General features: G+C 73.8%; 15 protein-coding genes. 9 read left to right on the top strand and 6 right to left on the bottom strand.

Annotation, left to right across the window (positions count from 1 at the left end; translation table 11 throughout):
• Window positions 1–159: 159 nt before the first annotated feature.
• Entirely contained in the window at window positions 160–1,080 is a 921-nt protein-coding gene (locus GA0074694_RS19010; RefSeq protein ID WP_091460287.1) for a GNAT family N-acetyltransferase, read from the bottom strand.
• Between the two features lie 78 nt (window positions 1,081–1,158).
• Between GA0074694_RS19010 and GA0074694_RS19005 the strand changes: the two genes are divergently transcribed.
• Complete coding sequence (locus GA0074694_RS19005; RefSeq protein WP_091460285.1) at window positions 1,159–1,407, top strand: DUF2630 family protein; 249 nt, start codon at window positions 1,159–1,161, stop codon at window positions 1,405–1,407.
• Between the two features lie 85 nt (window positions 1,408–1,492).
• Here the strand turns inward: GA0074694_RS19005 and GA0074694_RS19000 are convergent, their stop codons facing one another.
• On the bottom strand, window positions 1,493–2,437 hold the full coding sequence (locus tag GA0074694_RS19000; RefSeq protein ID WP_091460282.1) for a serine protein kinase RIO: 945 nt from the start codon (window positions 2,435–2,437) through the stop codon (window positions 1,493–1,495).
• A gap of 192 nt (window positions 2,438–2,629) precedes the next feature.
• On the bottom strand, window positions 2,630–2,893 hold the full coding sequence (locus GA0074694_RS18995; RefSeq protein WP_091460279.1) for a nitrilase-related carbon-nitrogen hydrolase: 264 nt from the start codon (window positions 2,891–2,893) through the stop codon (window positions 2,630–2,632).
• 93 nt (window positions 2,894–2,986) lie between these two features.
• Between GA0074694_RS18995 and GA0074694_RS18990 the strand changes: the two genes are divergently transcribed.
• From GA0074694_RS18990 to mug, 6 genes are all read left to right on the top strand, one after another.
• Window positions 2,987–3,559, top strand: a complete 573-nt coding sequence (locus tag GA0074694_RS18990) for a TetR/AcrR family transcriptional regulator (RefSeq protein ID WP_091460277.1) — start codon at window positions 2,987–2,989, stop codon at window positions 3,557–3,559.
• Between the two features lie 197 nt (window positions 3,560–3,756).
• The gene (locus GA0074694_RS18985) at window positions 3,757–4,677 is read left to right on the top strand and encodes a TIGR04222 domain-containing membrane protein (RefSeq protein WP_091460275.1); all 921 of its coding nucleotides are present in this window, start codon (window positions 3,757–3,759) and stop codon (window positions 4,675–4,677) included.
• Entirely contained in the window at window positions 4,674–5,537 is an 864-nt protein-coding gene (locus GA0074694_RS18980) for an MbnB/TglH/ChrH family RiPP precursor modification enzyme (protein ID WP_091463389.1), read from the top strand. The genes GA0074694_RS18985 and GA0074694_RS18980 overlap by 4 nt, the downstream gene beginning before the upstream one ends.
• Before the next feature lie 128 nt (window positions 5,538–5,665).
• Entirely contained in the window at window positions 5,666–6,124 is a 459-nt protein-coding gene (locus GA0074694_RS18975) for an SCO6045 C-terminal-like domain-containing protein (protein ID WP_091460273.1), read from the top strand.
• Window positions 6,125–6,306: 182 nt separating this feature from the next.
• On the top strand, window positions 6,307–7,068 hold the full coding sequence (locus GA0074694_RS18970) for an SDR family oxidoreductase (RefSeq protein WP_091463388.1): 762 nt from the start codon (window positions 6,307–6,309) through the stop codon (window positions 7,066–7,068).
• Between the two features lie 56 nt (window positions 7,069–7,124).
• Window positions 7,125–7,697 carry a G/U mismatch-specific DNA glycosylase gene (gene mug, locus GA0074694_RS18965; RefSeq protein WP_091463387.1) on the top strand — a complete coding sequence of 191 codons (573 nt, stop codon included), beginning with the start codon at window positions 7,125–7,127 and terminating at the stop codon, window positions 7,695–7,697.
• Window positions 7,698–7,800: 103 nt separating this feature from the next.
• On the opposite strand, the gene GA0074694_RS18960 is transcribed toward mug, so the two are convergent.
• The 3 genes from GA0074694_RS18960 to GA0074694_RS18950 form a co-directional block, all read right to left on the bottom strand.
• Entirely contained in the window at window positions 7,801–9,777 is a 1,977-nt protein-coding gene (locus GA0074694_RS18960; protein ID WP_091460271.1) for an ABC transporter ATP-binding protein, read from the bottom strand.
• Window positions 9,778–9,926: 149 nt separating this feature from the next.
• Window positions 9,927–10,691 (bottom strand): enoyl-CoA hydratase/isomerase family protein, encoded by a 765-nt coding sequence (locus GA0074694_RS18955; RefSeq protein ID WP_091460269.1) that lies wholly within the window; start codon window positions 10,689–10,691, stop codon window positions 9,927–9,929.
• Window positions 10,692–10,737: 46 nt separating this feature from the next.
• Entirely contained in the window at window positions 10,738–10,965 is a 228-nt protein-coding gene (locus GA0074694_RS18950; protein ID WP_007072022.1) for a helix-turn-helix domain-containing protein, read from the bottom strand.
• A 240-nt stretch (window positions 10,966–11,205) separates the two neighbouring features.
• On the opposite strand from GA0074694_RS18950, the gene GA0074694_RS18945 reads away from it, so the two are divergent.
• Both GA0074694_RS18945 and GA0074694_RS18940 read left to right on the top strand, forming a co-directional pair.
• Window positions 11,206–11,805, top strand: a complete 600-nt coding sequence (locus GA0074694_RS18945) for a cadmium resistance transporter (protein ID WP_091460267.1) — start codon at window positions 11,206–11,208, stop codon at window positions 11,803–11,805.
• A 12-nt stretch (window positions 11,806–11,817) separates the two neighbouring features.
• A complete protein-coding gene (locus GA0074694_RS18940) occupies window positions 11,818–12,441 on the top strand; it encodes a GNAT family N-acetyltransferase (RefSeq protein ID WP_091460265.1) in 624 nt (207 codons plus the stop codon).
• The last annotated feature ends 173 nt before the right edge of the window (window positions 12,442–12,614 follow it).

Here is a 12,614-nt window from a genome sequence, read left to right as displayed (position 1 = left end):
AGGGGCTCCTCCCGGTATCACCACTGAGTCGCGGAACCGTCATTCCGAGTCACAGGACCCGCTGAGCATGCCATCACGATGTCCGATTCACCAGAGCGGGGGCGAGAAATTTTCGTTGACAACAATTGCGGCATCCATAAAGGACAATTACGCAGGTCCTCAGCGGAACAGCGTCCGCCGGTACCGCCACTCGGCGGCCACGGGGACGTACCCGAGCCGGCGATTGATCGCCAGCATCGCCTCGTTTCCCGCATCGTTGCTGGTCAGAGCGGTCGCAAGGCCCGCCTCGGCAGCGCGGCGCAGGGCGGCGCGCTTCACCGCGCCGGCCAGCCCGCGCCCCCGGTACGCCCGCCGTGTCCCGGTCATCCCCGACTGGAAGCGGTTTGAGCCATCAGTCAGCGCAAAGGTGAACGCCGCCACCACCCCGCCGCAGATCGCCACCGTCGTCAGTGTCCGGTCCAGGTCCGGACGGTCCCAGTAGGCGGTCCGCCAGTCGGCATAGCCGGCCGCGTCCATGCCCACGTCACCCGGCTCGTCCCGGGAGGCGTCCAGGTCGGCCTCGTACAACGGACGTGGGTCCCCGGCCAGCGTGGCCGCGCTGGCAATCCGTACCCCGGGCCGGGCCGGCGGTGCGGGCAGCGCCCCGGTGGTCAGGTCCAGCCGCAGGTGGGTGGTGGCCCGCCCGCGCCGGTAGCCGTGCCGCTCGGCGAAGCCCACCGCCGCCGGGTCGTCGGTCACCTTGGCGTACGCCACCCGCGCGCCGATCGCCCGCAGTCGTTCCTCGGCGGCGGCGAGCAGGGCCGAGCCCACTCCCCCGCCCCGCCGCTGCGGCAGCACGTTCAGGTTGGCGTAACCCAGTCCCGGCTCGGCGCTCTCGTGCAGCAGTCCGGTCCGGGCGACCCCGACCACCTCGCCGCCGACCTCGGCGAGCAGCATCCGGTGCCGCGCCGCCGGCGCCCCGTTGGCCGCCTGCCAGCGCAGCGCCGCCGCGCTGAACACCCAGTACGGCGCGGCGACCCGGAGCACCGCGGCCACATCGGTGGTGTCCTCGGGCCGGAACCGGCGGATGGTGACGGTCATCGGCTGGCAACCTACCCGAACCGTCGCCGACGCGTGGGAAGCCGGGCGCGGCCCGGCGGCCTGTGCCAGGCTCGACACATGGACGACAAGACCATCCTGAACCGCATCGCCGAGCTGGTCGACGAGGAGCACCGGCTCCGGGCGGACGCGCAGTCCGCGCAGGCCGGCACCGACGACGACGCCCGCGCGCGGCTGCGCGAACTGGAGGAGGGACTGGACCAGTGCTGGGACCTGCTCCGTCGCCGCCGGGCGGCCCGGCAGACCCACAACGACCCGGAGAGCCAGGGCGTCCGGCCCGTGCCGGAGGTCGAACGTTACCTCCAGTGACCCGGTGTGGGCCGGCCCCGCCCGGTCGGCGGGGCCGGCCCGTGCACCGGTCGGCGCGGTCCGGCAGCACGTGACGACTGCCCGGTCAGCGCAGTCCGGCCTCCCGTAACAACTGCCCGGTCAGCGTGGCCGGATCGGCCAGCTCGGCCGGGAGTCCCCGGGCTGCGAACCAGGTGCTCACCACGCGGACGTCCCGGGCCAGGAACTCCGCCCCCTGCGGATTCGCCACCACGTCGACGGCCTGCGGCAGGTCGATGAGGACCAGCCGGCCGTCGTGCACCAGGAGGTTGTACGGCGACAGGTCGCCGTGGGCGTGACCGGTGCGGGCCAGCACGACCAGCACGTCCACCAGCTGCTCCCAGAGCCCGCGCAGCTCGTCCGGCTCGGGCCGCAGCTGGGCGAGCCGGGGAGCGGCCTGCCCCTCGTCGACGTCGCCGATGAACTCCAGCATCAGCTCGGTGCCGATCAGTTGCACCGGGTACGGCACGGCGACCGTGCCCAGGGAGACCCCGATCTCCCAGAGCCGGGAGAGCACGGCGAACTCGGCTGCCGCCCACTGCCCGGCGATCATCTGCCGCCCGAAGCTGGTACGGCCGGCCATCGCCCTGGTCTCCCGCGAGCGCCGCACCCGGCGGCCCTCCAGGTAACCGGCGTCCCGGTGGAAGAGCCGGTGCTCCGGAGCACGGTAACGCTTGACCGCCAGCAGGCAGGAGCGGTCGGTGTCGGGCACCGCACGTCGGACGAGGTGGACGTCCGCCTCCTTGCCCGTCTTGAGCACCCCGAGTTCGGTGTCCTGGGCGGCGAGTTCGGTGACCACCCAGTCCGGGTACGGCTCGGGGCCGTGGACCGCCTGGTCCCAGGTCGACCAGCGGTCACCGACCAGCGGATGGTCGGGGTCCCCGTCGTCGGAGACGGGTGCCGGCCGGGGTTGCCGGCCGTGCTTCAGGAACGGTGTCTCGTCGTCGTCGAAGCGGCGTTTGCCGCGCGGTCGGCGCTCGCGCGCCGACGGGTCGATGTCGTGTTCACGCACTGGGTCGGTGATCCCTTGATCGAGGCTGATTGAGGCAGGTGGATGGACCCTGCAAAGACGGCCATGACCGACCCCCCTCCTCGACCGGGCGACGCCCGGAGTGCGTTCTGCGCGGACCATGCTCGCCACCGTGCGCCCGGATGGCAACCGATTTACCGCCGCCGGATTGCGGGCGGTTTGACGGTCGTGGGCTCAGCCGGCGACCAGGTTCCGCTCGGGTCCCTGGTCGGGCAACCGGTCGACCAGCATCGGGTGGTCGGCGCGGGTCCGGGCCAACTGCTCCGGATCGAGCGTCGCCGGCAGGAAAAGCTCGGGCAGGACCACGAGCCGGGCGGCGGAGTCGACCGCCCGACGCACCAGCCGGGCGGCGCTCGACGCGTTGCCGGCCACGTCACCCGGCACGGGGTCGGCCTGGACGGCGGCCACGGTCAACGTGGCGGAGGGCAGGGACGTCATCCCGCGATCGTAGGCGGCGCTCCGGCGGCCGGACAGGGTCTCAAGCCGTACGTACGGTTTGCATCAGGGCGGGGCACCTGGAACGATCGGGACGTGCCCAGAGTAAGCCAGGACCAGCTCGACGCGCGCCGCCAGGAGATCCTCGCCGCCGCGCGGGCCTGCTTCGCCCGGCACGGCTACGAGGGAGCCACCGTCCGCCGGCTGGAGGAGGCCACCGGTCTCTCCCGGGGGGCGATCTTCCACCACTTCCGGGACAAGGACTCCCTCTTCCTCGCCGTCGCCGAGGACGACGCGGCGGCGATGGTGGAGACCGTGGCCCGCAACGGCCTGGTGCAGGTCATGCGGGACCTGCTCGCCCGCGCGATGTCCCCGGACACCGCCGGATGGCTCGGCAGCCAGCTGGAGGTCTCCCGCCGCCTGCGGACCGACCCGTCCTTCGCCCGCCGCTGGGCCGAGCGCTCCGCCGCGATCGCCGAGGCGACCCGGGAGCGGCTGGCCCGCCAGCGCGAGGCCGGCGTGCTCCGCGAGGACGTGTCGATCGACGTACTCGCCCGCTTCCTCGAACTGGCCTACGACGGCCTGGTGCTGCACCTGGCGATGGGGCGCCCCGCCGGTGACCTCGGTCCGGTTCTCGACCTGGTCGAGGAGGCGGTGCGTCGCCGCTGACCGGCTCCGGCGCGCTCCGCCGCTACCCGACGACCCACCCCGACGACCCACCCCGACGACCCGCCCCGGCGTACCCGTCGCGACCGGAGCGTCGGCATCGCCGGATCGGCGCATGACGGCAGCTCACCGGCGGTTCCCTCGCTGGCGGGCCTACTCCACAATGGGGCCGCCACCCCTCGCGGACAGGAGCAGAGACGATGACCCTACTGGCGGCACCGGGCGACACCTGGGGTATCTCCGGCCCCACCTTCCTCGCCGGCTACCTCCTGGTCGCCGCGCTGGTGGTGCTCGGCTCGGCCCTCCACCGCGCCTGGCTCTTCGACGGTCGCCGGCCGCCCGGCTTCGACCACCTCCGCCCGGAGCAGGCGGCATACCTCAACGGCGGCGCGCGGCTGGCCGTCTACAGCTCCATCGGCGCGCTGCGCAGCGTCGGCGCGGTCGGGGCGGACCGGCGCAAACTGCTACGGGCCACCGGTCCGCTGCCCGCCGGTGCCACCGCGCTGGACCAGGCGGTGCACCACGCGGCCGGGCGGGGCATCCGCACCGGCGACCTGCCACAGGACCACTGGGTGGCCACCGCGCTCGGCCAACTGCGCCGGGACCTGGAGAACCGGGGGCTGGCCCTCGACGCCGACCGGCGTCGTGCCGCACGGTTCGGTCCGGCGCTGCTGTTCCTGCTGCTCCTCGTTGGCGTCCTGCGCCTGTTCGCCGGGATTCGGAACGACCGGCCGGTGGGCTTCCTCGTCGCCGCCATGGTCGTGCTCGCGGTGATCTTCGTGGTGCAGGCCGCCCGGGTGCCGTACCGGACCCGCGCCGGTCGGACCGCCCTGAGCAACCTGCGGGCCCACTACCGGTACCTGACGCCCTCCGCCTCGCCCGCGTACGCCACCTACGGCGCGGCCGGGGCGGCGATGGGCGTGGCGCTGTTCGGCGCAGCCACGCTCTGGGCGTTCGACCCCGACTTCGCCGACGCCGCCGCGATCCAGCGGCAGGCCGCCAGCAGCGGCACCAGCGCCGGGGGCGGGGACAGCGGCGGCGGGGACAGCGGTGGCAGCAGCTGCGGTGGTGGGAGCAGCTGCGGTGGCGGTGGCGGGTGCGGGGGCGGGTGCGGGGGATGACCGCACCACCCCGCGCGTCCGGACGCACCGGCACGAGCCGGGCGGCGGACCCGGCCGGTGTCGGCATCGGGTGGCGGCCGGAGATCGCCGGCTTCGTCGCCGGCCTGCCCGGCCTGCGCTTCGTCGAGGTGATCGCGGAGGGTGTCGCCCCGGCCGGGCCACCGCCGGCCGGGCTCGCCGAGTTGCGGGCGGCCGGCGTCACCGTCGTACCGCACGGGGTGCGGCTCTCCCTCGGCGGCGCGGACCCGGTCGAGCCGACCCGGGTGGCCCACCTGGCTGCGGTCGCCGACCTGCTCGACGCCCCACTGGTCAGCGAGCACATCGCCTTCGTCCGGGCCGGCGGGGTGGAGGCCGGTCACCTGCTACCGCTGCCACGCACCCGGGAGGCGGTCGAGGCGGTGGCGACCAACGTCCGGCGGGCGCAGGAGGACCTGCCGGTGCCGATCGCGCTGGAGCCGATCGCCGCCCTGTTCGACTGGCCCGACGACGAACTGGACGAGGGGGCGTTCGTCACCGAGATCCTCGAACGCACCGACGCCCTGCTGCTGCTCGACATCGCCAATGTGTACGCCAATGCCCGCAACCGGGGCACCGACCCGGTCGCGCTGCTCGACCGGCTCCCACTCGAACGGATCGCGTACGTGCACGTCGCCGGGGGCGCGGAGCACGACGGGCTCTACCACGACACGCACACCGACCCGGTACCGCCGGAGGTCCTCGACCTGGTCGGCGCGCTCTGCGCCCGGCACCGCCCGCCCGCGCTGCTGCTCGAACGGGATGGGCGGTATCCCCCGGCAGCGGCGCTGCGCGCCGAGTTGGACGCCCTGTCCACGGCGGCCGGCTGGCCGGTGGTCACGTGAGCCGGGACGCCGCCGCACCGTCCGGTGCCGAGCACGCTCCGGCCGCCGCTGAGGTGGAAGCAGGGGACCCCTGTTACCGCTTTTTGTGTAGCAGGGGTCCCCTGCTTCCACACGACGGTGCGGGCGAGGTGGCCCGGACGGGCGTACGCGGGGACCTGGCCGCCCGGCAGGCAGCGCTGGTCGCGGCCCTGGTCGCCGGTGCCGACCCGCCGCCCGGCTTCGACGCCCGCCGGCTCGGTGCGGCCCGGGCGGCGTTGCTGCGCAAGCGCGCCGGAGAGGTCGCCCGGCACTGGCCCCTGCTCGCCGCCGGACTCGGCGGCGACTGGCCGGCGGCCTTCGTCCACTGGGCGGCGACCCGTCCCACCCGGGGCGGGTTGCGCGACGGCTGGGACCTCGCCCGCGAGCTGCGAACCGAGGGTGGGCTGCCGCCGATGGCCGCCGGGGAACTCGCCGCCCGCGAGGCCGCGAACCGCTACGACGGTGAGCGGTCCCCGCGTCCGCGCCGACTGCCGGCGGTCGTCCGGATCGGCGACGCCGTCGCGGTGCAGATCGCCGGCCGGGTACACCTGCGCGACGCCCGGCGGTGACGACGCCCGGCGACAGCGACAACAGCACCGGCGGCACCGGCGGCACCGGCCCCAGCGACAGGACAGCAGCACCGGCGACAGGACAGCAACACCGGCGGTAGCAGCCCCCACGACAGCAGCGGCCGGCGGTGGTGACGGCACCCGGCGCAGCGGTCCTCGCCGGCTGCGGCAGGATCGACGGCATGGATCTCGGACTCACCGACCGGGTGTACGTGCTGACCGGCGCCTCCCGTGGGCTCGGCTACGCCACCGCCGAGTGTCTCGTCGCGGACGGGGCGAAGGTGGTGCTCTCCGCCCGGGACGCCGAGGCGGTCTTTGCCGCCGCCACCCGGCTCGGTGGCCCGGCGTACGCTGTGGGGATCGCCGGTGACCTGGCCGACCCGGCCCTGCCGCAGCGGTTGGTCGACACCGCCCGGGAGCGCTTCGGCCGACTGGACGGCGCGCTGGTCTCCGTCGGCGGACCGCCCCCGGGCACCGCCGCGAGCGTCCGCGACGAGCAGTGGCGGGAGTCCTTCGAGACGGTGTTCCTCGGCACGGTCCGTGCGGTCCGGACGGTCGCCGCCGCGCTGCCGGCCGGCGGCGCGATCGGGCTGGTGCTCTCCACCTCGGCGCGGTATCCCATCGCCGGCCTCGGCATCTCCAACGGGCTGCGCCCCGGCCTCGCCGGTGTGGCCAAGGACGTCGCCGACGAGTACGGTCCCCGGGGCGTCCGGGTGGTCGGGCTGCTGCCGGGACGGATCATGACGGACCGCAGCCGCCAGCTCCTCGCCGCGAGCGGCGACGCCGAACGGGCCCGCGCCGAGGCGGAGGCGGGCATCCCGCTGCGCCGCTTCGGTGATCCGGCGGAGTTCGGCCGGGTCGCCGCGTTCGTCCTCTCCCCCGCCGCCGGCTACCTGACCGGGGTGACCGTCCCGGTCGACGGCGGCGCGACCCGCGACCTGTGACCGGCGCGCGCAACGGCGACCGACGCGGTTTCCGGTCGTCCCGGAGCGGTGGCCCGGTGACCGCACCGCCGGTGCCGTCCCCCCGTCCGACCCGGGAGCAGCTCGCCGCCGCGGCGGACCTGACCATCCCCGACGTTCTCGCCGACGGGTTGGACGTGCTCTTCGTCGGCATCAACCCGGGCCTGTGGTCGGCGGCGACCGGCTGGCACTTCGCCCGCCCCGGCAACCGGTTCTGGCCCGCCCTGCACCGGGGTGGGTTCACCCCGCGCCAACTGCACCCCAGCGAGCAGGACGAGCTGCCCGCCCTCGGTCTCGGCATCACCAACATGGTGGCCCGGGCCAGCGCCCGCGCCGACGAGCTGACCGCCGCCGAGCTGCTGGCGGGGGCACGGATCCTCACCGACAAGGTCGTCCGGCATCGGCCCCGGTGGGTCGCGGTGGTCGGGGTGACCGCGTACCGGACCGGTTTCGCCCGGCCGAAGGCCACCTTCGGTCCGCAGCCGGAACCCCTCGGCAGCGCGCGGCTCTGGGTGCTGCCGAACCCGAGCGGCCTGAACGCCCACTTCACCGCCGAGACGCTCGGCGCCGCCTTCGGCGAACTGCGGGCCGCGGTACGCGAATCGGCCTGACCGACGGCGGACCGGCCGGACCAGCGGCGGAACCACCGACGGGCAGCCGATCGGCCCGACCGGTGGGGTCCCTCCGGCCTGACCGGCGACGTACCCGCCTGATTCAGTTGGCGGCGGACGGCGGCAGGGCCTGCTCGGCGACGTACGCGGCCATCGGCACCGTGGTGACCACCGGCTCCGGGCCGGTCGCGTCGACGTACGGGCTGGGCGAGTCGGCCACCGCGAACTGCGTGCGGTACAGCTCGGCGTAGAGACCGCCCACCGCGACCAGCTCGTCGTGGCGGCCACGCTCGACGATCCGCCCCTCGTCGAGGACGAGGATCTGGTCGGCGTCCCGCACGGTGGAGAGTCGGTGGGCGATCACCAGCGCGGTACGCCCGGCCAGCGCCACCGACAGCGCCCGCTGCACCGCCGCCTCGCTCTCCGAGTCGAGGTGGGCGGTGGCCTCGTCGAGGATCACGATCGACGGGGCCTTCAGCAGCAACCGGGCGATGGCGATGCGCTGCTTCTCGCCGCCCGAGAAGCGGTAGCCCCGCTCCCCGACCATGGTCTCCAGCCCGTCGGGCAGGGCGCGCACCAGGTCGGCCACCTGCGCGCCGGCCAGCGCGTTCCAGAGTTCGTCGTCGGTGGCGTCCGGCTTGGCGTAGCGCAGGTTCTCGGCGATCGTCTCGTGGAACAGGTGGGAGTCCTGGGTCACCACCCCGATCTCGTCGCGCAGCGAGGCGAGCGTGGCGTCGCGGACGTCCACGCCACCGACCAGCACCTGCCCCTCGGTGACGTCGTAGATCCGGGACATCAGCATCGACAGGGTGGACTTCCCGGCACCGGAGGGCCCGACCAGGGCGACCATCTGACCCGGCTCGACGGTGAACGAGACGCCCCGCAGCACCGGCTCGTTGGCCCGGCGGTCCAGCGCGGCGACCTCCTCGAGGGAGGCCAGTGACACCTCGGCCGCGCTCGGGTAGCGGAACCGCACGTCGCGGAACTCGACCCGCCCGTTGTCGCGCGGCACGGCCACCGCGTCCGGCTTCTCCTCGATGCCCGGCTTCAGGTCGAGCACCTCGAAGACCCGGTCGAAGGAGACCAGCGCGCTCATCACGTCGACCCGGACGTTGGAGAGCGCGGTCAGCGGCCCGTAGAGGCGGGTGAGCAGCAGGGCCAGGGTGACCACGGTGCCGGCGCTGACCGCGCCGGTGACCGCGAGCCACCCGCCGAGGCCGTAGGTGAGCGCCTGGGCCAGCGAGGCGACCAGCAGCATCGCCACGAAGAAGGTCCGCGAGTACATCGCCGACTGGATGCCGATGTCGCGCACCCGCTCGGCCCGGCCGGCGAAGCGCCGGGCCTCGACCTCGGGCGCGCCGAAGAGTTTGACCAGCATCGCCCCGGCCACCCCGAACCGCTCGGTCATGGTGGCGTTCATCTGGGCGTCGAGGTTGTACGACTCACGGGTGATCTCGGCCAGCCGCTTACCGACCCGGCGGGCCGGGATGATGAAGATCGGGAGCAGAACCAGTGACAGGGCGGTGATCTGCCAGGAGAGGGTGAACATCACCGCGGCGGTGAGGACCAGCTGGATGACGTTGCTGACCACGCCGGACAGGGTCGACGTGAACGCCCGCTGGGCGCCCATCACGTCGTTGTTGAGCCGGCTGACCAGTGCTCCGGTCTGGGTACGGCTGAAGAACTGCAACGGCATGCGCTGGACGTGGTCGTAGACCCGGGTGCGCAGGTCGAGGATGATGCCCTCGCCGATCCGGGCGGAGTACCAGCGCTGGGCCAGGGAGAGCAGCGCGTCGGCGACGGCCAGGCCGGCGATGAACAGGGCCAGGCGGACCACGGTCGCGCCGGCCCCGGTTCCGCTCCCGGTGATCGCGTTGATGACGTCACCGGCGAGCACCGGTGTGGCGACCCCGATGATCGCGGCGAGGACCACGGTGACCAGGAAGACCGTGATGTCCCGGCGGTACGGCCGGGCGAACGCGACGATCCGCCGCCCGGTGCCCCGGTTGAGCCGGTGGGCGGAGACGTCGTCGGAGTTGCGCATCGACCGGAGCATGCTCCAGCCGCCCATGCCACCCATGCCACCACTGGGATTCACGCGTCACCTCCGGGTCGCGCGGGACCGTCCGCGCTGTCAGGTCGATTCTCCCGACGCCTACGACAACCTCGGCGGTAATCCGATTCTTCCCGACGGGTCCTTACATCATGCTCCGCGTCCGGTCCTGGACATCATTCCCCGCGCCCCGCCAGGTCCCGCAGCCGCCGGACCTGTGCCTCGCGCTCGGCACGCTGCTGGTCCGCCGGGGTTCGGCGCGCCGCGCCGGCGAGCAGGGCCTTGATCTCGACCACCGCGTCCCGGTTGCCGGTCAGCAGAGCGGCGGTCAGGTCACTCGTCGCGTCCGCCAGCTCGGCGGTCGGCACCACCACGGTGGCCAGGCCGATCCGGTCGGCCTCGGCGGCGTCGATCCGGCGACCGGTGGCACAGATCTCCAGGGCCCGGGAGTAGCCGACCAGGTCGACCAGACGACCGGTGCCGGCCAGGTCGGGCACCAGCCCGAGGGTGACCTCGGCCATCGACAGTCGCGCGTCCTCGGCGAGCACCCGCAGGTCGCAGGCGAGCGCGAGCTGGAAGCCCGCACCGATGGCGTGCCCCTGCACCGCCGCGATGGAGACGACGTCCGGCCGGTGCAGCCAGGTGAACGCCGACTGGAACTCGGCGATCCGGTCGGCGCACTCCGGCTCGGGCAGGGTGGCCAGCTCGGCGAAGGAACCCGGCCCGGTCGCGTTGGCGACCGACAGGTCCAGCCCGGCGGAGAACGCCCGGCCCTCGCCGCGCACGACGACCACCCGGACGTCGCCGGGGAGGCTTCGGGAGAAGTCGCTCATGGCACGCCACATGGCCGGTGTCTGGGCGTTGAGCACGTCGGGACGACACAACGTCACGGTGGCCACCGGGCCGGCGCACTCCAGCCGTACCCCGGGCCCGGTCGTCACCGGGCGGTCCGGGGCTTGGCGGGACGGAACGACGTTGGCGGGCGGATCACGCCTTCTTGCGGCGACGGGCGCCGCCGCGCTGCCGGAGCTGCACCCCGGACTCGGTGAGCACGCGGTGGATGAACCCGTAGGAACGGCCGGTCGAGGCCGCGAGGGCGCGGATGCTCTCGCCCCCGGTGTACCGCTTTACGAGGTCCTTCGCGAGTGTCTGACGCTCGGCTCCGACGATCCGGCGACCCTTCTCAGTGCTGGTGGCTGTGCCAGTGGCTGCCATGCTGATTCCTCACGTCGCAGACTGTGCGGTTCGGATAACGGTCCAACCTATTAGACCGCCTCGAACGATCATGCGCCAGATATCAACTCTTCGCCAATCGACACGCTATGCAGTGTCAGGTTCCCGATAGAGTCATGACACGGCCGGGTGACCGCACGTCTACCGCGAACGCCCACCCACGCTGACCAGGGTGGATGTCGGTGCGCACCGGAAGCGGGACGGAGCGCGTACCCTGCCCCCGTGACCGACCCCCTCGGCACCGCGGCCGGCGCGGCCGTGGTGTTCGCCGCGACCAACGTCGACGACATCGTGGTACTCACCGTGCTCTTCGCCGCGGCCCGCGCCACCGGTCGCCCCCGCCGGTGGCAGATCGTCGCCGGCCAGTACGCCGGCATCGCCGCGCTGGTCGCGGTCGCCGTGGTCGTCGCCGCCGGCCTGCTGGTGCTGCCCGAGCCCTGGACCGGCCTGCTCGGCCTGCTCCCGGTCGCGCTCGGCGTGCGGGCGCTGCTGCGCCGGGACTCCGACGAGGCTCCGGCGGTGGTCGGCGGCGCGGCGGGGGTGGCCGGCGTGACCATCGCCAACGGCGCCGACAACATCGCCGTGTACGTGCCGGTGTTCCGTACCCTCGCACCCGCCGAGGCCCTGGTGTTCCTGCTGGTCTTCGCGGCCGGGGTCGGGCTGTGGTGCCTGGCCGGGGCCCGGCTCGGCGGGCACCCCCGGGTGGTCCGGCTGGTGGAACGGGCCGGACACTGGCTGGTGCCGGTGATCTTCGTGGTCATCGGTGTGGTGATCCTGGCCGGTTCCGGGGTGGTCGGCCACCTGGTCGACCGGCTCGGGTGAGAGGAGAGAAACGTGTTCGCCGTCCCGCTCACCGAGGACGCCCAACTCCGCCCGCTGGAACCATGGCAGGCGGTCGAGTTCCTCGCGCACATGGACCGGGCCCGGGAGTACGTCGACCCGTGGGTCCCGTTCGCCGGGCTGAGCACCGACCTGGAGTCGGCCCGCGCGGTGCTCCAGCGACACGCCGACCGTCGGGCCGCCGACACCGGCGGGATCTACGGCATCTGGCGCGACGGCGTCCTGGTCGGCGGGACGCTCTTCGTCAGCCTCGACGCCCACAGCGGCACCTGCGAGGTGGGCTGCTGGCTGGAACGCTCCGCCGAGGGGCACGGACTGGTCACCCGGGCGATCCGCCACATGATCGACTGGGCGTTCCACGAGCGCGGCCTGCACCGGGTGCAGTGGGTCAACGCGGCGCACAACGTCCGCAGCGCCGCCGTCGCCCAGCGGCTCGGCATGCACCTCGACGGCGTGCTGCGCTCGGCGTTCCCCTACCGGGGCCAGCGGCACGACAACCAGGTCTGGTCGGTGCTCGCCGACGAGTGGCCGAAAAAGCCGACGGCAGCCGGCGCGATAAGCCCCGAGGACGTACGCGTACCCGCCGAGCGTGACCCGGCGGAGCCCACGCCCGCCTGACCGCGCACACCGGCGGCCGGAGCCCGTACTCCGGGCCCGGCCGCCGGCCAGGGCAGCTCGACCAGCCGCCCGCTCAGGCCAGCTCGACCAGTTCGAGCAGGTCGTCGCTCAGGCCAGCTCGACCAGTTCGAGCAGGTCGTCGCTCAGGCCAGCTCGACCAGTTCGAGCAGGTC

The sequence above is a fragment of the Micromonospora inyonensis genome (assembly GCF_900091415.1).
GTDB lineage: Bacteria > Actinomycetota > Actinomycetes > Mycobacteriales > Micromonosporaceae > Micromonospora > Micromonospora inyonensis.
This window is presented reverse-complemented; position numbering and strand designations above follow the sequence as displayed.